Origin of the sequence: Novosphingobium album (ex Hu et al. 2023) (assembly GCF_022832385.1) — a bacterium.
GTDB lineage: Bacteria > Pseudomonadota > Alphaproteobacteria > Sphingomonadales > Sphingomonadaceae > Novosphingobium > Novosphingobium album.
Genome location: NZ_JALHLE010000031.1, coordinates 23,895 through 46,492 on the forward strand (window position 1 = coordinate 23,895; position 22,598 = coordinate 46,492).

General features: G+C 64.2%; 21 protein-coding genes. 12 read left to right on the top strand and 9 right to left on the bottom strand.

Going from position 1 to position 22,598, the window contains the following annotated elements:
- Window positions 1-27: 27 nt before the first annotated feature.
- Window positions 28-1,344 carry a fumarylacetoacetase gene (gene fahA, locus MTR64_RS17145; RefSeq protein WP_243995733.1) on the bottom strand — a complete coding sequence of 439 codons (1,317 nt, stop codon included), beginning with the start codon at window positions 1,342-1,344 and terminating at the stop codon, window positions 28-30.
- 127 nt (window positions 1,345-1,471) lie between these two features.
- Here fahA and MTR64_RS17150 point away from each other — a divergent pair, with 127 nt between their 5' ends.
- Window positions 1,472-2,116 carry a TetR/AcrR family transcriptional regulator gene (locus MTR64_RS17150; protein ID WP_243995734.1) on the top strand — a complete coding sequence of 215 codons (645 nt, stop codon included), beginning with the start codon at window positions 1,472-1,474 and terminating at the stop codon, window positions 2,114-2,116.
- Between the two features lie 33 nt (window positions 2,117-2,149).
- A complete protein-coding gene (locus MTR64_RS17155) occupies window positions 2,150-2,929 on the top strand; it encodes an SDR family NAD(P)-dependent oxidoreductase (protein WP_243995735.1) in 780 nt (259 codons plus the stop codon).
- Window positions 2,930-3,267: 338 nt separating this feature from the next.
- On the opposite strand, the gene MTR64_RS17160 is transcribed toward MTR64_RS17155, so the two are convergent.
- The 5 genes from MTR64_RS17160 to MTR64_RS17180 all read right to left on the bottom strand — a co-directional run bounded on the left by MTR64_RS17160 (window position 3,268) and on the right by MTR64_RS17180 (window position 9,180).
- Complete coding sequence (locus tag MTR64_RS17160; RefSeq protein ID WP_243995736.1) at window positions 3,268-5,211, bottom strand: glycosyltransferase; 1,944 nt, start codon at window positions 5,209-5,211, stop codon at window positions 3,268-3,270.
- Between the two features lie 219 nt (window positions 5,212-5,430).
- On the bottom strand, window positions 5,431-5,874 hold the full coding sequence (locus tag MTR64_RS17165) for an RrF2 family transcriptional regulator (protein WP_243995737.1): 444 nt from the start codon (window positions 5,872-5,874) through the stop codon (window positions 5,431-5,433).
- 85 nt (window positions 5,875-5,959) lie between these two features.
- Complete coding sequence (locus MTR64_RS17170) at window positions 5,960-6,847, bottom strand: TauD/TfdA dioxygenase family protein (RefSeq protein WP_243995738.1); 888 nt, start codon at window positions 6,845-6,847, stop codon at window positions 5,960-5,962.
- Window positions 6,848-6,961: 114 nt separating this feature from the next.
- Window positions 6,962-7,486 carry a CoxG family protein gene (locus MTR64_RS17175; RefSeq protein ID WP_243995739.1) on the bottom strand — a complete coding sequence of 175 codons (525 nt, stop codon included), beginning with the start codon at window positions 7,484-7,486 and terminating at the stop codon, window positions 6,962-6,964.
- Complete coding sequence (locus MTR64_RS17180) at window positions 7,483-9,180, bottom strand: FAD-binding protein (RefSeq protein WP_243995740.1); 1,698 nt, start codon at window positions 9,178-9,180, stop codon at window positions 7,483-7,485. Before MTR64_RS17180 ends, MTR64_RS17175 begins: the two co-directional genes overlap by 4 nt.
- A 305-nt stretch (window positions 9,181-9,485) precedes the next feature.
- On the opposite strand from MTR64_RS17180, the gene MTR64_RS17185 reads away from it, so the two are divergent.
- The 4 genes from MTR64_RS17185 to MTR64_RS17200 all read left to right on the top strand — a co-directional run bounded on the left by MTR64_RS17185 (window position 9,486) and on the right by MTR64_RS17200 (window position 13,456).
- A complete protein-coding gene (locus tag MTR64_RS17185) occupies window positions 9,486-9,755 on the top strand; it encodes a GlsB/YeaQ/YmgE family stress response membrane protein (protein ID WP_243995741.1) in 270 nt (89 codons plus the stop codon).
- Between the two features lie 244 nt (window positions 9,756-9,999).
- Window positions 10,000-10,602 carry a superoxide dismutase gene (locus tag MTR64_RS17190; RefSeq protein ID WP_243995742.1) on the top strand — a complete coding sequence of 201 codons (603 nt, stop codon included), beginning with the start codon at window positions 10,000-10,002 and terminating at the stop codon, window positions 10,600-10,602.
- A gap of 201 nt (window positions 10,603-10,803) precedes the next feature.
- The gene (locus MTR64_RS17195; RefSeq protein ID WP_243995743.1) at window positions 10,804-12,117 is read left to right on the top strand and encodes a sensor domain-containing diguanylate cyclase; all 1,314 of its coding nucleotides are present in this window, start codon (window positions 10,804-10,806) and stop codon (window positions 12,115-12,117) included.
- A 169-nt stretch (window positions 12,118-12,286) separates the two neighbouring features.
- A complete protein-coding gene (locus MTR64_RS17200) occupies window positions 12,287-13,456 on the top strand; it encodes an MFS transporter (protein WP_243995744.1) in 1,170 nt (389 codons plus the stop codon).
- A gap of 12 nt (window positions 13,457-13,468) precedes the next feature.
- Here MTR64_RS17200 and MTR64_RS17205 read toward each other — a convergent pair whose 3' ends face one another.
- Window positions 13,469-14,005, bottom strand: coding sequence for a sigma-70 family RNA polymerase sigma factor (locus MTR64_RS17205; RefSeq protein WP_243995745.1), 537 nt, complete (start codon window positions 14,003-14,005; stop codon window positions 13,469-13,471).
- Complete coding sequence (locus MTR64_RS17210) at window positions 13,998-14,156, bottom strand: NepR family anti-sigma factor (RefSeq protein ID WP_243995746.1); 159 nt, start codon at window positions 14,154-14,156, stop codon at window positions 13,998-14,000. The genes MTR64_RS17205 and MTR64_RS17210 overlap by 8 nt, the downstream gene beginning before the upstream one ends.
- A 263-nt stretch (window positions 14,157-14,419) precedes the next feature.
- On the opposite strand from MTR64_RS17210, the gene MTR64_RS17215 reads away from it, so the two are divergent.
- Entirely contained in the window at window positions 14,420-16,099 is a 1,680-nt protein-coding gene (locus MTR64_RS17215; RefSeq protein WP_243995747.1) for a CHASE domain-containing protein, read from the top strand.
- Between the two features lie 161 nt (window positions 16,100-16,260).
- On the top strand, window positions 16,261-16,677 hold the full coding sequence (locus tag MTR64_RS17220) for a hypothetical protein (protein WP_243995748.1): 417 nt from the start codon (window positions 16,261-16,263) through the stop codon (window positions 16,675-16,677).
- Between the two features lie 62 nt (window positions 16,678-16,739).
- Here MTR64_RS17220 and MTR64_RS17225 read toward each other — a convergent pair whose 3' ends face one another.
- A complete protein-coding gene (locus tag MTR64_RS17225; protein WP_243995749.1) occupies window positions 16,740-17,534 on the bottom strand; it encodes a response regulator in 795 nt (264 codons plus the stop codon).
- Window positions 17,535-17,992: 458 nt separating this feature from the next.
- Here MTR64_RS17225 and MTR64_RS17230 point away from each other — a divergent pair, with 458 nt between their 5' ends.
- From MTR64_RS17230 to MTR64_RS17245, 4 genes are all read left to right on the top strand, one after another.
- Entirely contained in the window at window positions 17,993-18,643 is a 651-nt protein-coding gene (locus MTR64_RS17230) for a sigma-70 family RNA polymerase sigma factor (RefSeq protein WP_243995750.1), read from the top strand.
- 40 nt (window positions 18,644-18,683) lie between these two features.
- Entirely contained in the window at window positions 18,684-19,082 is a 399-nt protein-coding gene (locus MTR64_RS17235) for a response regulator (protein ID WP_419144958.1), read from the top strand.
- A 148-nt stretch (window positions 19,083-19,230) separates the two neighbouring features.
- Entirely contained in the window at window positions 19,231-19,965 is a 735-nt protein-coding gene (locus MTR64_RS17240) for a Crp/Fnr family transcriptional regulator (protein ID WP_243995752.1), read from the top strand.
- 143 nt (window positions 19,966-20,108) lie between these two features.
- Window positions 20,109-22,583: a PhoX family protein gene (locus tag MTR64_RS17245; RefSeq protein ID WP_243995753.1), complete on the top strand. Its 2,475-nt coding sequence runs from the start codon at window positions 20,109-20,111 to the stop codon at window positions 22,581-22,583.
- Window positions 22,584-22,598 lie beyond the last annotated feature (15 nt).

Below are 22,598 nucleotides of genomic sequence, written 5' to 3' on the forward strand. Positions count from 1 at the left end.
TTCTTCTGTCTTTCAGGTGCTCGCTGGTCAGATCCGGGCCGGCATGACCACCCCCCGGCATTCGCCAAAGCCGATCGAGACCGCGCCTTCGGTGCGGAAATGCCCTGCCAGCATGAGTTCGTCGCCATCTTCCAGAAAGGTGCGGGTCTCGCCCGTCGGCAGTGTGACCGGCTGTTTGCCGCTGCGGGTGATTTCCATGAGCGAGCCTTGCGAACCGTCCTGCGGGCCGGAAATGGTACCGCTGCCGAGCAGGTCTCCCGTCTGCATCTGGCAGCCGTTGGAGGCATGGTGCGCCACCATCTGGGCCACGGTCCAGTACATGTTGCTGGCCGGGCCCCGGCTTAGCCGCAGCGGCGCGATGTGCTTCTCGCGCATGGCGGCGCTGCTCAGGAACACTTCCAGTTCGAGAGAGAGCGCGCCTTCGCGCTGGTCGGCCTCGTCCCACAGATAGGGAAGCGGCTGCGGATCGCCTTCCGGGCGCGGCGGCTGGGCACGGCGGAACGGGGCGAGGGCTTCCATCGTCACGATCCACGGCGAGACCGTGGTGAGGAAGTTCTTGGCGAGGAACGGGCCGAGCGGCTGGTATTCCCACGCCTGCACGTCGCGCGCGGACCAGTCGTTGAGCAGGGTGAGTCCCGCGACGTGATCGCTTGCTTCTGCAATCGGGATCGGCGCGCCCAGATCGTTGCCCCGTGCAAGCCACACACCCAGTTCCAGCTCGTAGTCGAGCCGCCGGACGGGGCCGAACGAGGGCGCCGCGGCATCGGGTGCCCTGGTCTGGCCCTGCGGGCGGATCAGCGGGGCGCCGCTGGGCCGTATTGTCGAGGCGCGGCCGTGATAACCGATCGGCACGTGCTTGTAGTTGGGCAGCAGCGGGTTGTCGGGGCGGAAGATGCTGCCGATGTTGGTGGCGTGGTGAATGCCCACATAGAAGTCGGTGTAGTCGCCGACATGCGCGGGCAAGTGCATCGCCGCTTCGGACGCCGGCACGAGCATCGGCGCGATGCTCTCGCGCTCGTGAGCACCTGCGGAGAGCAGGGCCGAAACGCGCCGCCGCAGCGCCCGGCGTGGACCGGCGCCGAGGGCCAGCATGGCGTTGAGTGCGGGCGCCGATGCCGCACTGGCGGCCGCCATGGCCTCGCCTTCGAGCAGGCCGGAGCGGGTCAGGGCGGCAAGGTCGACAATGCTGTTTCCGATCGCGATCCCGCCGCGCGGGCTTTCCCCCTCTCGGGAAAACACGCCGAGAGGCAGGTTCTGGATCGGGAAATCGGCATGTCCGTCGGCACCGGGAACCCAGGATGTGCGGTCAGGAGCATGGGTTTCGTCGATCACGGCAGTGATCATTGCGGGCAACCTCTCTGTTTTCTCGTCGGGGGGAGGGTCCCTCTACAGTGTCCGGAACGATTGGTCACGGGGGGCGTCCGTGTTCGGCGCTTGCTCAAGCCGAGAGGATGCCGCTACACACTTGTCTATGACAGAGACTACAACCACGTCACGCAAGGCATCACGCCCCAAAGTGAAGCCGACGATTGCGCGTATCCGCGCTGCTGCCCGCAAAGTATTCTACGCCAAGGGGTTTTTCCCGGCGTCGGTCGAGGAAATTGCGGAAAAGGCAGGTGTCAGCCGCGCGACAGTCTACCTCTATTACCGCAGCAAGGACGAAATGCTGCTGGACCTGATGCGGCAGGACCTCGAATACCAGCTGGAGATTTACGCAGAACTGGTGACAGTGAAGCGGATCAGTCTGGCTGCCGTGCGCAAGTGGCTCCTCCGGCTGCGCGGCGAGCAGGAGGAGCGCCGCAATTCGCTCAACCTGTTCTGGGCGGGTGCGAACCTGCAGACCGACATCCGCGATCCGGTGTTCCAGCATCACGACAACATCATAGCCACGCTCGGGCGGCGCTTTGCCGGCTTCGATCTCGATGCCCTGCCGCGCGACCAGCGCGAACTGCAGCGGACCAAGTGTCACATGATGCTGTTCATGATCGAGGGCACGACGGTGCAGATCCTCGAAGGCGGGCCGGGGCCGAGCGTCAAGGTCGCGATCGAGCAACTGGCGCGCAGCCTCCTCTACTTTCTGGATCACGGCGAAGTCATGACATCACCACCCGAGTGATGCTGCGGCAAGGCTGCGCAGCATGGAGAGGACATGAAACCACCCTATGAAAACGCCGTCGTCGTCGTGACGGGGGCTTCGACCGGGCTTGGCCGGGCCATTGCCGTGGCGGTCGCTGATCAGGGTGCGCGGGCCGTGATCGTCAACTACGCCAGCAGCGAAGGGGACGCGCAAGAAACCGCGCGGCAGGTGCGCGAACTGGGCGCGGAGGCGGTCGTGGTGCAGGGCGACGTTGGCGAGGACGCGGATTGCATCGCCATCGCCGGGGCCGCCGCGCCCTACGGCCGCATCGACACGCTGTTCTGCAATGCCGGAAAGACCACGCGGGTCCCTGCCTACGCGCACCAGTTGGACAAGCTTTCGGGTGAGGACTTCCTCGATGTCTATCGTGTCAACGTGGTCGGCACGTTCCAGACCGTGCGCGCCTGCCGCGCGCTGCTCGAGCAGTCGGACCGGGCGGCGGTGGTAGTCACCTCCTCGGTCGCGGGCGTGACCGGCAATGGCTCGTCGATCGCCTATTCGGCCTCGAAGGCAGCGCTCAACACGATGGTGCTCACGCTCGCGCGCGGGCTGGCGCCGAAGATCCGGATCAATTCGGTGGCACCGGGGTTCATGGACACGGTCTGGTTCGACAAGATCGGCCCCCACCGTGACAAGATCCGCGAATCCGTGATCGAACGCACCCCGCTCAAGGTCGCCTCCACGGCGGAGGACATCGCGGGCACCGCGCTGTTCCTGGGCAGCGAGGCGTCCTGCCGGGTAACGGGGGAGACGCTGATTGCCGATGCAGGCCTCAGGATGACCGGCGGGTAACTGCGTTGCCGGTGCGCCAAGGCAGGGCGCGCCTGACCCTAGGGTCAGGCGGCAAACGGCCAGCTGCGCTTTGCAGTCATTGTCACTCGATCGCTTACACGCCGTGGACTGCTCGATCGATCACCCGGGCAAGTGCCATTAATTGGCACTGGCCTTCTGGGTTACCTGATTTATCTGAGGACCCGCGCTCGCCCGGACGGTATCCATGCAGAGCTTTCTGTCGCGCTCCTCCCAATGTGTGGGACGCGGGGCAGTTGGACAGATGGTCGAGACCGCCTGCGGACAGGATCTCCCAAGCATTGAGCGCGCGTCACTGGCAAACGTGAAACGGCCCCGTCTTAGTATGAAGGGAAACCAGTCTTGGCCGTGGCCTGGAGTTCGCTTGCCTCGTCGATCCTGTATTCCCATGACGAGCAGGACGTGTCGCCGCCGGACAGGCGCGACTGGTCGCGGTATGACAACCAGGCCATGTAGGGGGCACAAAGAAAACTTGCCGCGAGTGTAGCGACACCGAGCGCGAAGAGCATGCCGAGTGGGTCCCCCGCTTCGAAATGGAAGAACAGCAGGGCCACGGCAAGGCACAGTCCGATGATCCCCAAAACGGTCTCCACCTGCACGGAGGCGAACGATGCCAACATGCTGCTGCCCTTGCCGAACTTCGGGGTTCTGTTCCATGCCAGCGGTTTGTTCGACAAACCTGCCAGGCCGGCACTCAGCACGACATACGTCAGCGATGCACGCGCAAGTTCTCCCTGGATCATTTCGCCGATTCTCCGGCACCCGCTCAACCGGTAACGATGCCACGTGCGCACAAGGTGTGTCGTGATCGCAAGTGGCAAAATGAGCCAGGCGAGGTTCGGGACGGCTATCGGGGGAAGCTCGCCGATCAGGACTGCGGTTGATATGGTCCCCAATGCGACCAGTCCGAATACGAGTGCAAGCAGACTTTGCAGGGGCGCAAGGCAGCGCAGAACCTCAAGGAGCTTGGTCCACCCTGCCATGGGTGTGGACCATGGCTGCGGGAGGAAAAGACGCCAATGCCGGACCAGCTGCTGCACGGGCCCTGCCGTCCATCGGAAGCGCTGCTTCTTGTAGTCTTCGAAGGTCGCCGGGATCAGGCCGCGACCGAAGGTTTCGCCGATATAAATGCCACGATATCCGGCGGCGCGCAGGCGAACGGAGACTTCCGAATCCTCTGTCAGGCACCATTCCGCCCATCCGCCAACGTCCTTGAGAGCCCTGGCTCTCAGCAGGCACATCGTACCGATCGTGAAGGCGCCGCCGTATTCGTGGACCCCCAGCATGTCGACCTTGTTGTTGGGCATGTATTCCCAGTAGCAACCGGTCAGATAGGAACTGCCAGCATATTCGCGATAGTCGTGGGGTGTCTGCAAATAGGCTATTCGCGGGTCCTGGAAAAACGGCACCAGCCGGGCAAGGAAGCCGGGTTCCGAGTAATAGTCGGCATCAACGACGGCAACGAGTTCCGCATTCGGATCCATCTGCTTCAGCAGGTAGTTCAGCGCACCCGCCTTTGCGCCGGCAAGGGGGGCGACGTGAAAGAACCGGAAGATCTCGCGGCCGGCCCGCCTGTTCAGCACGCGGACATGCTGCTCCAGAGGCCGCCAGAGTGCTTCGTCTTTCGTGTTGTTGTCACAGACGAGCACTTCGAAATTGTCGTAGTCGAGGGCAGCGAGGCGGTTCATCGTCTGCTTCACCACTTCGGGCGGCTCGGCGTAACAGGGCAGGTGTATCGAGACCCTTGGCCGATAATGGCTCGCAGCGTCAGGAGGGGCCGCAATGGGCTCTCGCCAGTGCGCATGGGTCAATACCGCCTCCCGGGCGAAGCGCTCCAGGCTTTTCAGGACTAGAAAGAACTGTGCCGCGGTCTGCAGGGTCAGGGTAAGCGCCTGCACGAGTGGCGGCAATCCGGCTTCAACCAAAAGGAGAGCGGACCAGAACCAGCCGATCAGCAATCCAAAGACATCAATCGCGAGCCACGCGGTTCCCGAGGTGCTCAGATTCCGGGCGAGGAGGTTCACGATTGCCGACAGGCACAGGAACGCAATCAGCGGGGGGGCACTCGCTGCAAATCCTACCAATGGCCCTGCCATGAGAAAGGCCCAGGACGCCGCGGCAACAAGGCGCACGGCTCCGTTGATGCGGCTCGATCGGATCTGGTGCGTGGCAATCACGTCCCGCGAAATCCAGATCGAGGTCACCAGGGCCATGAGTGCAATGAACAGCACCCATGGGTCCAGATCAGCACGCTCGAGATTCACGTCGGACTACCTTCCTGCAAGGGAATTTCTTGCCGCCGCCATGTTGCAGCGCAGCGTGCAGAGTGCATTGGGGCAAAGTCAGCAAGCGTGTTTGCGACGAATCGTGTGTTTGAAGCGCCCCGCTAACGACAGGGGCGGAATGCGGGTGTCGAAGGCGAGAGGGCGTCAAAGGCAGGCCAAGGCATCATCTTCATGCGGTCGGGCCCACGAAACAGGTGGCTAAAGGTTGCCTTCATCCCCGGCCGCAGGAGCCAGTTCGATGGGATCGGACAGGCGGATGCCGTCGAGCAGGCTGGCGGTGGCGTCGCGGACCTGCAGCATCAGCGCACGAGTGCGGCAGTCCTTTTCCTCGAGGCAGTTCTTGCAGGTCTCGTGCGCGAATCGGCTGGCACAGGGCACCAGTGCCAGCGAGCCGCGCATCACGCGGATCAGGTCGCCATAGGTGATGTCGATGGGGGAGACGCCCAGCCAGTAGCCGCCATCCTTGCCCCGCTGCGAGGCGACGACGCCGAAGCGGGTCAGCTCGGAGAGGATCACGGTGAGGAACTTGGCCGGGATGTTCTGCGCCTCGGCAATCTCCGTCAGCGGAACCGGCCCCTGGCCGTACTTGTCGGCAAGGTGCTGCATGGCCCGGATCGCATAGCGGGTTTTCTGCGAAAGCATTGCGGGAGCGACGTCTCGAGGAACAGATGTTCCGCGTTTCTTGCGCCCGCCGGTGCCGCCGCGTCAAGGCGGCGGCGCGCATTTCTCAAGCAATCTGGTAGATACGTTCGACGTTGGCCTCTTCAGCCTTGTGTCCGGGCTTTTCCTTGCCGGCGATGGTGGTGCGGTGCATCACCCGGCCCTCGTCGGTATAGGGCACCACGCGGTGCATCACGCCCTGGTTGTTCCAGATGACGAGATCGCCCACGTTCCACTTGTGGGTGTAGACGAAATCGGGCTGCGCGGCCCACTGCTGCAGCCGGGCGAGCAGGGCGCGGCCGTGCGGGCCGGGCATGCCGACGATTCCGTCCGCATGGGTGCCGAGCAGCAGCGACTTGCGCCCGTCCTCATGCGTCCACACCAGCGGCTGTTCCATCACTGCCGCCATGGCCTTGTAGCGCGCGCGGCGTTCCTCGCTGGGGTGGCCGTGGACCGGGCGCACGGCAGCCTCGACGCAATGGACCACGGTGAGGTTTTCGTATTCGCGCTTTTCGTCCTCGGGCAGCCGGTCCCAGGCGGCGTAGAGGTTCGCGAACTCGGTGGCGCCACCGCTGGCCGACAGGTGGCGGGCGGAAAGCACCGTGGCCTTGGGCAGCGGCTGGTCGATGGTGATGCCGTCGATGTGCCAGAAGAAGGTGCCCAGCACATAGTCCGGCTCGGTGTTCAGCTTGCGGTCGAGCGTGATCTTGTAGACGTCGTTGGTCTCGGCGTCGGAGCCGGGCACCTGCCGGGTGAAGTTCACGCGGTCTCCCAGCTTGTCGGTGAAGGCGAGCTGGAGTTCGTCGGAGACGTTGATCTTGGGGAACACCAGCACGCCGCGCTTTTCCAGTTCGCTGCGCACGGTCTCGATCGTCTCGTCGTCGAGCAGGTGTTCGGGCGATACATGGACGATGCCGCCGATCAGCGGTTTTACGGGCTCTACCGTCAGGGTCATGGCTTTGCGCTCCTCTCCCAAGGATTGTGCTGTACATGTGTACAGTGCGCGCGTGGCGACCGCTTGTCTATCTCCCATTTGAGCGATCTGCGGCGTTCGCCCCGGCGTTGTAGGTCAGCCGCCGAACTGGCGCCGCAGCCAGCCCAGCAGGCGCGCCAGCAGCGATGGCCTGGCCGCCGGGGCAGGGGCGGCGGTGCCCGCCTGGGCCTCGATCCGGCCTTTGAGTTGCTCGGCAAAGCCCTTGGCGAACTTGGGCAGGACCGGCCCGCCCATGGCTTCCCACATCGGTGCCATCGGGCCTGAGCCGCGCACCTGCACGGCAAGGTCCACCGAGGTCTGCCCGTCCGGTGTGGATGCAGCCTCGTAGGAGCCGCCGCCCTCGACGGGATCGCCCTTCAGTTTGAATGAGAAATCCACTCGTTCCGGCCCGGCCCAGCGGTCGACATGGACCTCGACCTTGACCGTGCGCACCATCGCGCCGACCCCGATCTTGAGAATCCAGAGCGAATTGTCCTCGTCCACGATCTCGCAGGACTGGTAGCCGGGCATGATCTCGGCCCAGCGCTCCACGTCTTTGGCATAGTCCCAGGTCGCGTCGATCGGGGCATTGACGGTAACCGTCTGGCACGTCTCGATCAAAGGCCGAGCCTTTCCGCTTCCTTCGCCAGCAGGTCGCTGGGCTGCCCGGCGGCATGCCTGGCTGCGAGCCAGCCGTAAGTCATGCCGCGCGCATTGGAGATGCCCGACTGCATGACAGCGCCCGTTTCCATCCGCGCCATCGAGTTACCCGCCACATAGAGCCCCGGGATCGCTTCGTTGTTCCAGTCGAGCGCGCGGCCGTGCTCGTCGGCGAGGATGCCGGTGGAGGGAATGCCCGAGCCGCCGATGCGCTTCAGTTCGATCGCGTAGAACGGCCCCTGTTCGATCGGGCCGAGCACGGGGTTGGGCTTGTTGTGCTTGTCGCCGCACATCCAGAAGCTCCACGGCTGCTCACCGCGCCCGAACGCGGGATCGCGGCCCTGCCGGGCCCCTTCGTTGAAGGTCGCAACGGTTTCCCTGAGCGCTGCCGCCTCGACGCCAATCTTGCCCGCAAGTTCCTCCAGCGTGTCCGCAACGCAGCCGAGCCCCTCGGGCCAGTCCATGCCGGGCAGAACCGATCCGACCGGGTACTTCGCGCGGACCTGACTGTCGAACACCATGAAGCACGGCATGTTGGGGTGGGTCTGGTTGAGGCCGTCGATCCGGTCGATGTTGTAGTAGAACGAGCGGTAGAAGGCCTCGTTGCCGAAGCGCTGGCCCCCCTTGTTGACGACGATGATGTGCGGCTGACCGATGATCTGAAGCGCGCTGCGCCAGATCGGAAAGCCTTCCGCATCCTCTTCGCCGGGCATGATGAAGCCGAGCGAAGTGATGTCGGGCACCCGCGCGGTACGGGCGCCGAGCGGGCCGGTCAGGCGGAAGTTGGCGCCATCTACCGCAGAGATGCTGACGATCGAGCCGAGTTCGAGTTGCTGGCCGATCGTCTTGTTGTAGTCCTGCCGCCGCTCGTAGCTGGAGACCGCGACAAGCACACCCTTGCGCGCCCGGATGGTCACGTCCTTGCCGTCCTGCTGCGCGCGCACGCCGGTGACGCGGGTGCCGTCGGCATAGATCTCCACCGCGCCGGTTCCGGTCATCATCGTCACCCCCCGGTCCAGCGCGCCCTTGACGAAATAGGCGGCCAGCCCGCAGCCGAGGCAGCGCTCGTCGGCCGTGAGGCGCTCCGCCATCTTCGCGAAGTCCCAGTGGATCATGTTGGCGACGCCGCCGCCTTCGTCGATGTCGGCGTGGGTCATGCCGTAGGGCATCTGCGAGAGACGGGTCTTCTCCGCCCATTCGCCCAGCGTTGGGCCGGGGAAGGGCTCGACTTCGAGCATGCGTCCCTCGGGTACGCCGTCGTTGCTCACCTGATAGTAATAGTCGGGGCAGCCGCGGATCGGCGCCATCTTAAGCCCGATCGTGTCCTCGAACCAGTTCAGCGCCACCGGGGCGTGGGCGGTGAAATTGAGGATCGCCGCATCGCTGCCGTAGTCCATCGACAGGCGCTTGAGGTAGCGGAACCCGCTTTCGACGCTGTCCTCGACGCCGATTTCCGCCATGTGCCGGTTGCCCGCCACCCAGACCTCGCCCATCGACAATGCGGTCACGCCGCCAAACTGGTCCGCCTTTTCCAGCACCACGGCCTCGAGCCCATGCTCTGCGGCGGCAATGGCTGCCGACAGGCCACCGATACCCGAGCCGATGGAAACGAAGTCGGTCTCGATATCCCAGCTGTCGGGCTCATTACTGATCATGTGGCATCCTCTCCCAAGGGGCGGGCCGCCGTTCGCTCCTTGCGTGGGAAGGAATCATGGCCCGTGGCCGGTTTAATTAAACACCTTTTTCGTTTCAATAGTGTTTTTCCGAGTTCCTTGCTGGAGGGAATGGTGCCTGACATCCAATTTAAATCACCTTAATGGTTTCAAATATGCCGGAGTTCGAGGCGGCGTGGGTGATGCAGTGCCGGGCGGCCGGAGAACGCTTCCGGGACAGCCTCCGGAACCAGCGCCGGGGCGATCCGTTATTAGGGGCAACAGACACACATTATGGAGAAGATCCCATGACCCTTCTGCTTATCCTGCTTGTTGGCGGCATTATCGGCTGGCTGGCCTCGATCCTGATGCGCACCGACGCGCAGCAGGGAATTTTCCTCAACATCGTGGTCGGTGTCGTTGGTGCCGTGATTGCCGGCGTCCTGGTGAACCCGCTGCTCGGCGGCGCGCCGATCACCAGCGGTGCCTTCGACATTCTGTCGCTGTTCACCTCGTTCCTCGGTGCGGTGATCCTGCTGGCGCTGGTGAACCTGTTCCGCCGGGGTTCGGTGCGCTGAATCCGTCGCAGTATTGCCTGAACCCGCCAGTGCGCGAGGGTAGTGGTGTTCCCGCTATCCTCGCGCATGCCTGAGCGCAGTGCACGCGGAAATTCCGCGCCGGCCAAGAAAATGCCGTGATTGAAAGCTTGAATTGTCGCAGGTGAGGACAGACATAGGCCCCCGAGTTCTCTCAGGCGCCGGCCATGTCTTCTCCCGCCGGTGCTTTCGTCACGCGTTCGATAACCGAAACAGGAAACTAGCCATGACCATTGCCCTGATGCCGTTGCCCTACGCCCAGGATGCGCTCGAGCCGCACATTTCCGCCAAGACGCTCGAAATCCACCATGGCGCCCACCACAAGACCTATGTCGACAAGCTCAACGCGGCGATCGACGGCACGGACAACGCGGGCAAGTCGGTCGAAGAAATCAGCAAGTCGGCTTCGGGCCCGCTCTTCAACAACGCCGCGCAGGTCTACAACCACGGCTTCTACTGGCACTCGCTGAGCCCCGAGAAGACCGCGCCGAGCGAAAGCCTCGCCGCTGCCATCACGGCCGATTTCGGTTCGATGGACGCGCTGCTGGAAGCGCTGACCAACGAAGCGGTGAACCACTTCGCGTCGGGCTGGGCCTGGCTGGTCGTCGACGGCGGCAAGCTGAAGGTCATCTCGACCCATGACGCCGCCACCGCGATCACCTCGGACGTGAACCCGCTGCTCACCGTCGACGTGTGGGAACACGCTTACTACATCGACCAGATGAACAAGCGTCCGGCCTACGTGAAGGCAGTGCTCGAGAACCTCCTCAACTGGAAGTTCGCCTCGGACAACTTCGACCGCGGTACGGCCTGGACCTACCCGGCCTGATCCGGCTTCCGGTCTGCCGGAATTCAAGAGCCCCCGTTTCCGGAAGGAAGCGGGGGTTTTTATTGAAGAAATCCCCAAGAGGGGGCTCGATGCAGGAATATGTCCTGATAGTCGGGATTACAAAAATTTAACCACAATGCAGTCAGTCATTGCCCCCAGCAGAAACGGGGGAATTGTGGCGTGTTTCAACTCGAATCCAATATGTTGTCCGAATTCATCGAAGCCATTGCAACCAGCGTGGCGGTTGTCAGCATAAATGACAAAAAGATTGGATGCGTTGTCAGCTGCAACCAGAATTTCTGCTCGATGCTGGGCGCGCGGACCGGGGACGTCATTGACCGGCCGCTGCGGGAGTTCATTCCGCGGTACGCCAGGAAGGAATTCGAACTGCACCTGACCGAGTGCATCGAAAAATCGTTCACGCTGGAATTCATCCAGCCGTTCGATCTGGACGGCACGACGCGGTGGTGGAGAGTCATCATGCACCCCGTGCTCGACAACACGAAGGAAGCTGCGTCCATCCTTCTGACGTGTATCGACGTCAGCGAGAAGATGGTGCTGGAGAACGACCTGCGCGCGGCGAATTCCCGCCTCTCCTCGATCATTCAGTCGGCCTATGATGGCATCGTGACGATCGACAGCAACCAGATGATCAAGATCTTCAACGCGTCCGCCGAGGAAATGTTCGGCTACGATGCGGACGAGATCATCGGCAAGCACATCTCGACGCTCATTCCCCACAGGTTCCACGAACGGCATGATGAGCACCTGAAGAAGTTCAATTCCTCGCCGATCCGATCGCGCCAGATGTTCGAACGGGGCGGGCGGATCACCGGCGTGACCAGCGATGGCGCCGAATTCCCGGTAGAAATCTCGATCGCGAAGATCGACGTCGATGGTGAAACCGAATACACGGCGGTCGTGCGGGATATCTCGGAGCGTGCCCGCCTGATCGATCAGTTGCAGGAGCAGGCCACGGTCGATGCCCTGACCGGCCTGATCAACCGGCGGTCATTCCATGAACGGGCAACCGAACACATCGCCTTGGCGCACCGCCACGGCAATCCGCTGTCGCTGCTGATGATCGACATCGACAAGTTCAAGCAGATCAACGACACTTTTGGCCATGCGGCAGGTGACCGGGTCCTGCAGGCGATGGCGGCGTCCGGCGCAGGGTGTCTGCGGAAATCGGATTTCTTCGCCCGACTTGGCGGCGAGGAGTTCGCGATCCTCATGCCGATGACCGATCGGGACGAAGCGGCCAGGGTCGGCGAACGGATGCGCAGCACCATTGCGAATGCCGCCTTCGAATTCGATTGGATGGGGCAGGAACCCATTCCCTTCACGGTCAGTATCGGTGTCGACAAGTTGCAGGACGACGAGATCGCGATCGACAACGCCCTGAAGCGTGCGGACAGTGCGCTCTATGAAGCCAAGCGCGGGGGCCGTAACTGCATCAAGGTCTGGGGAGCCGATCAGCCCGGGGAAGCGGGGGCTGAACAGAAGGCGGCATAGCCCGGCTATCCGTGCGCCGGAACTGATATCGGGTCAGGCTGCGCTTTTTTGACCGCGACGGAATTTGTCGTGGGCGCTGCGGTGCCCGCTCGTCCGGGATTGTGCACCTGCGAACAAGCTGTCATCCCCGCTGTCCGGCAACGAGGGCAGGCAGGACAGGGGCAGGTTCGTGAATCGCGGGTGGATCACACTGGGGCTGGTCGTGGGCAGCACGATCGTGGGGCTGATGGGCACGGACCTCGTCTTGCCTGCCGTGCCCGGCCTGCCCGAAGCGCTGGGTGGCGATCCGGCGCAGGCGCAACTGGTGCTGGCGGCCTATGTCGGCGGTTCGTGCCTCGGCCTGCTGGGCTACGGCGTGCTGGGCGACCGGGTAGCGACCGCGCGCCTGTTCATCGCTTCGCTCTTCGCCACAGCGCTGCTGTCGGTGGCCTGCGCGCTGGCGCCGTCGATGGAGGCATTGATCACGCTGCGCGCGGTGCAGGGGCTGGTGGCATCGGGACCCGCGGTCTTCGCGCCCGGCATCGTCAACGCCATGTTCCGGGAAGAGGACGCGGTGCGTGCGATCGGTGTGCTCGGCAGCATCGAATCTCTGGCTCCCGCGCTGGCGCCAGTCGCCGGAGCCGCGCTGCTGACCCTTGGCGGATGGCATCTCAATTTCGAAGTCATGGCTGCCACGGCGGCGCTGCTGGGCGTTCTGCTGCTCGCATCGGGCGGGGTGCCGCAAGTGCGCCGCCGGGGGAAGGGCAGCTTCGTAGCCCTGCTGCGCGATGCGACGTTCCTGCGCTATGCGCTGAGCCAGGCGTTGGTGCTGGGCGGGTTGCTGGTCTTTGTGTTCGGGATGCCCACGGTCTTCGTGCGCGTCCATGGCGGCACGCTGACCGACTTCATCGTGATGCAGGCCTGCGGCATCGTCACGTTCATGGTCGCGGCCAATTTCGCCACGCGGGCCGTGCGCCGCCACGGCGTGGAGCAGGTCATCGCCGCAGGCACATGGCTCGCGCTGGCAGGCGCGCTGGCGCAATTCCTCTATGCACTGACGGGCGGGACGTCCGCGCTGGTGATCACCGCGCTGTTCGTGCCGGTCAACACCGGGCTCGGCCTGCGCGGGCCGCCGGGGTTCTTCCGGGCGATCCTTGCCGCGCACGGCGACGATGCCCGCGCCAGCGCGCTGGTGATCCTGTTCGTGCTCGGCGCGGCGGCGGTGGGCACGGCGCTGGTCTCGCCGTGGATCGAACTGGGCAGCGCGCCGGTCGCGGGTGCGGCGCTGGCGTTCCACGCGGTCTCGACGTTGTGCCTTGTGCTGCTGCCGAAGCTGCGCGAGGGGGCCGCCGCGGCCTGACCGGGCAACCGTTCAGCCGCGCCGCGCCGTCAGTGCCGGCGGTTCGCTTTCGAGAATTCGCGCCAGTTCCGCCCTTGCGCGGGCGACGCGGCTTTTCATGGTGCCGACCGGACACCCGGCGATCCCGGCGGCTTCCTCATAGCTGAAGCCCGACGCGCCCACGAGCAGCACCGCCTCTCGGCGCTCGGCGGCAAGCTGGTGCAGCGCGTGCTCCATGTCATCGAGATGGAGCGGGGCTTCCTGATCGGCGTCCATCACCAGCATCCGCTCTGCTGCCCCGTCGTCGAGGTCGGTCTGACGCCGGCTGCGGCGCAGTTCGGACAGGTAGTGGTTGCGCAGGATCGCGAATGTCCAGGCGCGCATGTTGGTGCCGGTCTGATAGCGTTCTCGCGCGGTCCAGGCCTTCACTGCGGTTTCCTGCACCAGATCGTCCGCGAAGTCGGGGCGCCCGCACAGGCCGCGGGCAAAGGCGCGCAAGTGAGGCAGGACGGAGAGCAGTTCCTTGCGGAAGGCCTCGTCCGCCGGACTGGGTGCGATCCGGTCAGGCATCGCCGCTGTCATCCAGCTTTCTCAGGAGATCCTGAAAGCTGTCCGGCAGCGGCTCTTCGACCACGGAGTTGTAGAGCTTTCGCAACCCAGACGCCCAACCCGGTTCGCCGTCCTTCGGCGGCGTCTCGATGCCGGGTGGCAGACCCTGCACTTTCCCGGATGGCTTACGTCCATTGGGTCGATTCAACACAAGCTCCCTTTCGCCGGCTACCCTTGCTGAGAGAGGGGCGGCCGGTCAAGTCCGTCGCAGCCGCTCGTCCCGGCGGGGAACAGGGCGGCGTGCCATGACAATACTGTTCGAGCATGGAACAATTAACCGGCTGCAAGGTTCCCCCGAATGCAAAGTGTTGCCATAGGGGCTTCAGGGCGCGCGGGACGGCGTTCTGGCGGCGTCAGGAGACGGGAAAGTGTGGGGTGATTGATCAGGCGCTTCTGGACCGGGTGCAGAAGCAGTCGTGGTTCCACAAGTATCCGCGCGGCTGGCCGTTCCTGCTGTTCCTGATCGCCAGCATCACCACGGCTGTCTCGGTGATGGCGATCGAACGGGCGGATCACAAGACGCGCGAGGTGGAGCTCGACCGCAACCTCACCGAAATCGCCTCGGCCCTCCAGCGCCGCGTGACCGAGAACATCGCCCTGCTCCGGGCCGGGGCTGCGCTGTTCGCCACCCAGCCGGAAGTGACGGAGCAGCAGTTCAGCGAATTCGCCGACGATCTTCAGGGGGACGGCAAGCTTTACGGTTCGCTGGGCATGGGCTGGGCGCCGCTGGTTCCGGTGCGCGATCTCGCGAGTTTCGAGGATGACGTCCACGATGCCGGGCAGCCCGACTTCCTGACCTATCCCTATCCGCGCCGCGATGCCGACTATGCGACGCCGATCGTGTACCTGCAGCCCGGCACGTCGAACAACCGCCTCGCGATCGGCTTCGACATGTTCTCCGAGCCGGTGCGCCGGGCGGCCATGCAGAAGGCGATGGAACTGGGGCGCCCCGTTTCCTCGGGCAAGGTCCACCTCGTTCAGGACAAGGCCGATCCCGGCGCGGCCGGTTTCCTCATCTACATGCCGGTGGAAACGGGCGAGGGGGGGCGCCATCGTGTGAAGGGGTTCGTTTACAGCCCCTTCCGCGCGGACAATTTCCTCAATTCGGCCGGGGAACTCTATCGCAACAACCGCATCGAGGTTTCGGTCTACGATGGCTCCGTGTCCCCCGACAACTTGCTGGCCGAGCAGCGCGTCGAGGGCATGAGCGGTTCGACAATGGAACGGCGAATCGACGTGGGCAATCATTCGTGGATCGTGCAGGTCAATGACAAGAAGACCGGTGTCCTGTCCGCGCTCTCGCGGATCACCCTGTTTTTCGGAGCGCTGGCCTCGCTGATGGTCATGGCGATCGGCCGCCTCATCACCAAGCGGGCTGCCGAGGACCGGCGGGTGCTGGAATGGCTCACCAACCAGGCCTCGATCCGCGATTCGCTGACGCGCGAATTGAACCACCGGGTCAAGAATACGCTGGCCAACGTGCTGTCGATAGCCGCCCTGACCCGCCGCCGGGCGACGGACATCGACGATTTCACCGAAAGCCTGACCGCACGCATCCGGGCGCTTTCGGCAACGCACGACCTGCTGTCGCAGTCAGATTGGGGCAACGCTGCGATCGGGGATATCGTCCGCTCCGAACTCGCGCCCTACATGGGCGGGAACGAAAGCCTCGTCGAAATGGCCGGTCCCGATATCAAGCTGGCGCCCAACGATGCGATGTCGCTGGGGCTGGCGATTCATGAACTGGCGACGAATGCCGCCAAGTACGGGGCCCTCAGCACGATCAAGGGACGCATCTACGTCCACTGGGCGCTGTTGTCGCCCGATCTCGCGGAAATCCACTGGCGGGAGGAGGGCGGGCCTCCGGTCCGCGAACCGGCCAAGCGCGGTTTCGGGCGCGACCTGATCGAAAAGATCGTCGCGCACGAGCTCAACTCCGAGGTCGATCTCAGGTTCAATCCGGCCGGTGTCGAGTGCAGCCTCAAGATGCCCGTCAGGGCTACCCGGGAGTTCAGTTTGCGGGCCGGACGAGGTGTGAGATCCCTGTTCTCGTGACAGGCCCCGGGATCTATGGGGCAGGGTAAATACCTAAAGTACGACGATTATTTTGATGTATACGTGAATATACCTATATGTGTCTTGCATGATCGCAAATGGTGCAATGTCAAAAGGGCGGTGGGGGCCGTTGAACATCGTGATCTAGGAGCGAATAGCCCATGGCATCCCCCCCACGCATTGCCGAGTGGCTCAACGAAGTCGACAATATCGCCCTTTCGTCGACCGTGGCATGCCCCGAGGCAGAAGCCGGATATGTTCGTGCGATGGGCAAGCTCATGCGCATGCGCCCTGAAGGCCTTGGCGGCGCAAGCCTGACTGCCAAGGGCGAAGCCGACGTTCTGCGTGCCGTCATGGCGGGTGCCTTCGAAACGGCGGCGCTGCGCCTGCTTCCCTACGACGCGCGAGTCATGACCTCTACGTCCGGATCGGGCCATCACATGGCGACCGTGCGGCTGAGCAGACAGCGCCGCGAATCGACGTCATCGGGCAGCACTTTCGCGCTGGCTCTTGTAAGTGCCCTCGCACTCGCGGCCGTTGATCACTATCACGAACTGGCGGGAACCCTGCCTGGCTGATCGCGTCGGACCCGAGAAGGGCCCGACCGTCATCTCATCCTCCGCCGTTTGCCCCGCAGGCCTCACTCCATCGGCTTGCTCGATCCGAAGAACAGTGCCTGGCTGATCGCCGCGCGGACCGTTACTTCCTGGAACGGTTTCGTCACGAGGTAGGTGGGCTCCGGACGCTCCCCGGTCAGCAGGCGCTCGGGGTAGGCGGTGATGAAGATCACCGGCACATCGCCGAATTTCATCAGGTCTTCCACGGCATCGATTCCCGAACTGCCATCGGCGAGCTGGATGTCGGCGAGGACAAGGCCGGCGGGCGAGCGCTCGAAGATGTCCACTGCCTGCGAGCGCGTCGCTGCCGTGCCGACCACGGCGTGCCCGAGATCGCCGACGAGGCTTTCCAGCTGCATCGAAATCAGCGGTTCGTCCTCGATGATCAGGACCCTCGTCTTGCTCTCGTTCTCGATTTCGGCGATCGCCTGAGCCACCAGTGCGTCGGCCTCGTCGGGTGAAACGCCCAGGATCCGGGCAGTTTCCTCGCGAGAGAATTCTTCCACGGTGGATAGCAGCAGGGCCTGCCGGTGCGCCGGGGCGATCGTTGCGAGGCGCGTCCGGGCGGCCTGTTCGTGCGAGTCTCCGCCGCTTTCCAGCTGCGCGTTCTCGACATGGCCCGTCGTCCAGATGCGGGTGAAGGCGGCGTAGAGCGCGGCGCGGCTGTGCGCGATCTCGTCGCGCAGGTCGCGATCAGCAAGCGCGGCTTCCAGTGTGGCCCGCACATAGGCGTCGCCCGAATGCTGCGTACCGGTCAAGGCGCGGGCATAGCGGCGCAGATACGGGAGTTGGAGGGCAATCTGGTCTGAGACGGACATGGAAATTCCTCTGGCCTTTGGGTCAGGCGCACACTTTCGCTTGGTCAGGGCGCAAGGTGCCTGTCCTATGATCTAAATGATCTGAATGGCAGGTGGATGCAGGGCAACCGGAAAATTTTTCGCGGTTTCGCTTTTAGCGGGAACCAAATTCATTCCTCCACGTTTGCCCGGTATCACCACTGGTCCCCCAACCACCCCCCGCACCCGGTGGTGACCCGATCCCGGAGGCCCCCGACGGTTTCAAGAGCCGTCGGGGGCCTCAAAGTTTCTGGCGCACACTTGTTCCCGCACGGCCCGCATATTTTTCACACTCGCCCGGAGGATTGCCCGGTCGCGGCCCGCCGGGCCGGATATCAGCCCGTTCTCAGTATCTTGCGTGCCACGTGTCGAAATTTGCCGGGAACCATTTCAGCGCAGTCGGCGTTAGCGCTGCATCTGGTTAGAATGGAGGATAACGCATGACCGCAGCATCCGAAGCGGGAGTCCAGACCGATCCGGCGCCCGCAAAGGCATTGGGCGACCGGAAATTCAAGCAGGCTCTCGCCGACGTCGCACCACACCTGCGCGCCTTTGCCCGAGGTCTGTGCGGCGACCGCGACAGGGCCGATGATCTTGCTCAGGAAGCCATGCTGCGCGCCTGGGCTGCGCGGGACCGTTATGCAGCCGGCACGAACTTCAAGGCCTGGACTTTCACGATTCTGCGCAACCATTTCTACAGCGAGACGCGCCGCGCGCGCTTTCACGGCGAATATGATGAAGTGGCTGCAGAGCGTATCCTCTGCGCGGATGCCGGCCAGGAAAGCGCCATAGAACTTGCCGATGTGATCCGCGCGTTGACCGCGATCCCGGAAAGCTACCGCGAGGCACTCGTGCTCGTCGCTGCCGGAAACCTCTCCTACGAGGAGATCGCCGAAATCTGTGGTGTCGCGCTCGGCACCGTGAAAAGCCGCATCTGCCGCGCGCGTGCGATGCTGCTCAACATCATCGAGTCGGGCCAGCTCCCCGATTTCCGCCACAGCTTCGTCCTCAACGGCGAGGCGATCGACGCCTTCTTTGCGGAACTGGGCAAGATCGCGAACTATGATGGCGACGCCAGAGCGGCCGCCTGACGCCTAGCATAAGGAATACGGTGCCTTGGGTGCTGCATTGATGGAAGGCCGGGGGAAGGTCCTCATCGTGGAGGACGAATTCCTGGTTGCCCTGCAACTGGAAGACATTCTCGAGGGAGGCGGACACGCGGTTGTCGGAACCGTTCCCGATCTCGCATCGCTCGGGGGCCTGTCGGAAGCGCCGGACGTGGCGCTGGTGGATCTCAACCTGCGTGATGGTCTTACCGGGCCCGTGGCGGCCCGCCAGCTTGCAGGGCAGTACGGCGCGCGCGTGATCTACGTGACGGCCAATCCCGGACAGATCGACACGCCCGCCGAAACCGCGATCGGAGTGGTCCAGAAGCCGTTTACGCGCCAGTCGATTCTGGCAGCGATTGCCTATGCGCTGGCAGGCTGCCCCGTTTCGGGCCGCCCGGCCGACCTCGAGCCATTGCGCTGACAGGCAGCCCCGTGCGCTCTAGTTGGTGAGGACAAGGAATCCGTGGCGGCGCTTGTCGTTTTACCTGTGCACGCATCACCGGGAACCGGAGCCTTCCAGGCGGGTTGAGCGCTTCAGAGACTGAATCCCAAACACCGGGTAACCCCCTATGTCCCCATTCCCCCCGCATCCGAATGCCAGCGACCTGCTCGCCGCGCTTCGGCCCCGGGAGCAGGCGCTCCTGACGCGGCATCTTTCCGATTGCGTGCTGGATGCAGGGGCGGTGATCCACAAGCCGGGTGATGCAGTCGACCACTGTTACCTGCCGACAGGCGCGGCGCTGTGTTCGTACATCGTCGAACTCGATGACGGAACGGCCATCGAGACAATGCTGATCGGCCGGGAAGGGGCGCTGGGCGGGTTTGTCAGCCATGGTTCGATACCCGCCTATGCCCGGGCGGAGGTGCTGCACGGCGGGCTGTTCCGGCGCATTGCCTTGCACGAACTCGAAGCCGCCAAGCGTGCGTCCCCGGCGATCGCGAACCTGTTCGCCTGCTATGCCGACTGCATGATGGCGCAAGTGTTCCAGTCGATCGCCTGCAACGCCGTCCACACCATCGAACAGCGCGCGGCGAAATGGCTTGGCGCCGCTGTTGACCGAATTGGCGACGCCAACGTGACAATGAGGCAGGATCAACTCGCCGCGATGATGGGGATCGGCCGCAGTTATGCGAGCCGCGTGCTGCAGCGCTTCAAGCACGACGGACTGCTGCGCACGCGCCGGGGTGGCATCGTGGTGCTCGACCGGGATGCCCTGCAAAACCGCGCCTGCTCGTGCAATGTCCACGTTTCGGCGCATTTCGAAAGGGTGCTGGGCGGTGTTTATCCGGACATGGAGGGATAGCGCCGGCGCCTTCCCCTGCGAAAGGGGCGGCACTGCCAAAAAAGCGTCACGCCACAGACGCGAAACTGCCAATGTTTTTGCGCAATAGTGCCATCAATGTCCTCTAGCTAGCGCTGCTCCAGTTAATATTGCGGGGCAGTAGCATGACCGAGATTCTCCCTACCAACGGCTATACCGACGGCGACGTCGACACCAATCCGAGCACCCAGATCTCGCTCGAGGCGCTGGCCGAGGCGCGCTATTCGCGCCGCCAGGCACTGCTGCGCGGCGCAGGTGCCACGACCATGGCCGTGCTGGGCACAAGTGTGCTCGCGGCCTGCGGCGGTGATAACAACGAAACCACGCTCGTGGTCTCCGCCGGTGACAGCGCCGCGACCAGTTCGGGCCGCGTCGTCGTGCTGACGGGCTCGGTCACCGCCGGCAACACCGGCGTGACCTCGTCCGCCTGGGCGCAGAACAGCGGCACCACTGTCGACCTGACCATTTCCGGCCTTACTGCCACCTTCATCGCTCCGGCCGTCTCGGCCGCGACGGATCTGAAGTTCAGCTTCGCCGTGACGAATGCCGATGGCGAGACCGCGGTGTCGACCACCACGGTCCGCGTTTCGCCTGCCGCACTCGGCTTCACCGCCATCGCGCACAGCCTGGAAGACATCGCCGTCGTCCCGGCGGGCTATTCGGTCACCGTCATGACACGTCTGGGTGATCCGCTGGCGGCGGGCGTTGCCGCCTATGCCAACGACGGCACCGACGACAACTTCGCCCAGCGCATCGGCGACCATGGTGACGCGCTGCACTTCTTCGGTCTGTCCGCCGCCGGTTCGCGCGACGACAGCAGTTCGACGCGCGGCCTCATGGTGCAGAACCACGAGAACCTGAGCGTTGATTACCTCCACCCGAGCGGCCCGACCAATGTCTCGACCGGCCCGCGCCCCGCTGACGAGGCGAAGAAGGAAATCGAGGCGCACGGCGTTTCGGTTTCCGAATATGCCGACAGCGGCGACCGCACCTGGGCCTATGTCCAGAGCAGCAGCTTCAACCGCCGCATTACGCCGATGACGCCGATGGCGTTCCACGGTCCGGCCGCCGGTTCGGCGATGCTGGTCACCGCCTATTCCAACAACGGCACCGCCGGCCGCGGCACCATCAACAACTGCGCCAACGGCATTTCGGGCTGGGCGACCAACCTGACCTGCGAGGAAAACTGGGCCGGCTACTTCCGCCGCGATGCGTCCGACGCGGCGCTGCGCACCGGTAACGAACTGCGCGCGCTGGCCCGCTACGGCGTCAGCAGCAAGACAGGCAACTATGCCTGGTCGACCGTCGCCTCGACCGAGGCCATGTTCCAGAAGTGGAACGCCACCATCACCGGCGCCAGCGCCGCGGCCGACTACCGCTACGAACCCAACCAGTATGGCTGGGTGGTCGAGATCGATCCCTATGACCCTACTTCGACCCCGCGCAAGCGCACCGCGCTCGGCCGCTGCGGCCACGAAGGCGCCTTCGTGCGCGTCGTCGCAGGCCAGAAGGTCGGCGTCTACATGGGCGACGATAGCCGCGGCGAGTATCTCTACAAGTACGTCTCGAACACCGCGTTCGATTCCGCCGATGCCAGCGCCAGCGACCGCCTGGGCGTGGGTGACAAGTACCTCGACAACGGCACGCTCTATGTGGCGAAGTTCAACGCCGACGGTACCGGCCAGTGGCTGCAGCTGGTCTATGGTTCGGTCCCGAGCCTGCCTGCGACGGGCACCTACCCCGAATACGTCTTCGCCGACCAGGCCGACGTGCTCGTCAACACGCGCCTTGCCGCGGACGCCCTAGGCGCCACGCCGATGGACCGTCCGGAATGGACCGCCGGCAATCCGGTGACCGGTGAAATCTACCTCACTCTCACCAACAGCAATGCCTCGAAGCGGCCGCTGAATGGCACCGATGCGGCCAACCCACGCCACTATGGCGACCCGAACCTTTCGGGCTCGACCAGCTACGGCAACCCGAACGGCCACATCATCCGTCTGCGCGAAGATGGCGACACCACCGATGCGACCACCTTCAAGTGGGACATCTACCTGTTCGGCGCTGACGCCACCGACTACCCGTCGGATGCCAATGTCAATGTCTCGGGCCTCACCACCAGCAACGACTTCTCGAGCCCGGACGGCCTGTATTTCTCGCGCGACACCAACCCGGCGGGCCAGATCAATCCGGTGCTGTGGATCGAAACCGATGACGGCGCGATGACCGACCGTACCAACTGCATGCTGCTCGCCGCCCTTCCGGGCAATGTCGGCGACGGCGGTGCGACCACGCTGACCAACAAGGACAAGGATGGCAACACGGCCACGCAGGCGACGTTCGCCGGTACCGCCGCGACGGCCGCCAACCTGCGCCGTTTCCTTGTAGGCCCGGTCGAATGCGAGATCACCGGCATCGACATGACGCCGGACGGCCGCACGCTGTTCGTCGGCATCCAGCATCCGGGCGAGAATGGCGATGCTGCCGCGCCGAGCAGCCACTGGCCCGACAGCCAGGCCGGTACGGCGGCCGCCACCGTTCGTCCTCGCTCGGCGATCATTGCGATCACCAAGGATGATGGTGGCATCATCGGTCTCTAAGTCTTGGAGCTTCCT

Coding starts and splice junctions, on each gene's coding strand:
- MTR64_RS17240 (WP_243995752.1), top strand. CDS start 19,231: ATGTCCCCATTCCCCCCGCATCCGAATGCCAGCGACCTGCTCGCCGCG.
- MTR64_RS17230 (WP_243995750.1), top strand. CDS start 17,993: ATGACCGCAGCATCCGAAGCGGGAGTCCAGACCGATCCGGCGCCCGCA.
- MTR64_RS17185 (WP_243995741.1), top strand. CDS start 9,486: ATGACCCTTCTGCTTATCCTGCTTGTTGGCGGCATTATCGGCTGGCTG.
- MTR64_RS17225 (WP_243995749.1), bottom strand. CDS start 17,534: ATGTCCGTCTCAGACCAGATTGCCCTCCAACTCCCGTATCTGCGCCGC.
- fahA (WP_243995733.1), bottom strand. CDS start 1,344: ATGATCACTGCCGTGATCGACGAAACCCATGCTCCTGACCGCACATCC.
- MTR64_RS17195 (WP_243995743.1), top strand. CDS start 10,804: ATGTTGTCCGAATTCATCGAAGCCATTGCAACCAGCGTGGCGGTTGTC.
- MTR64_RS17235 (WP_419144958.1), top strand. CDS start 18,684: ATGGAAGGCCGGGGGAAGGTCCTCATCGTGGAGGACGAATTCCTGGTT.
- MTR64_RS17190 (WP_243995742.1), top strand. CDS start 10,000: ATGACCATTGCCCTGATGCCGTTGCCCTACGCCCAGGATGCGCTCGAG.
- MTR64_RS17220 (WP_243995748.1), top strand. CDS start 16,261: ATGGCATCCCCCCCACGCATTGCCGAGTGGCTCAACGAAGTCGACAAT.
- MTR64_RS17165 (WP_243995737.1), bottom strand. CDS start 5,874: ATGCTTTCGCAGAAAACCCGCTATGCGATCCGGGCCATGCAGCACCTT.
- MTR64_RS17245 (WP_243995753.1), top strand. CDS start 20,109: ATGACCGAGATTCTCCCTACCAACGGCTATACCGACGGCGACGTCGAC.
- MTR64_RS17170 (WP_243995738.1), bottom strand. CDS start 6,847: ATGACCCTGACGGTAGAGCCCGTAAAACCGCTGATCGGCGGCATCGTC.
- MTR64_RS17150 (WP_243995734.1), top strand. CDS start 1,472: ATGACAGAGACTACAACCACGTCACGCAAGGCATCACGCCCCAAAGTG.
- MTR64_RS17205 (WP_243995745.1), bottom strand. CDS start 14,005: ATGCCTGACCGGATCGCACCCAGTCCGGCGGACGAGGCCTTCCGCAAG.
- MTR64_RS17180 (WP_243995740.1), bottom strand. CDS start 9,180: ATGATCAGTAATGAGCCCGACAGCTGGGATATCGAGACCGACTTCGTT.
- MTR64_RS17155 (WP_243995735.1), top strand. CDS start 2,150: ATGAAACCACCCTATGAAAACGCCGTCGTCGTCGTGACGGGGGCTTCG.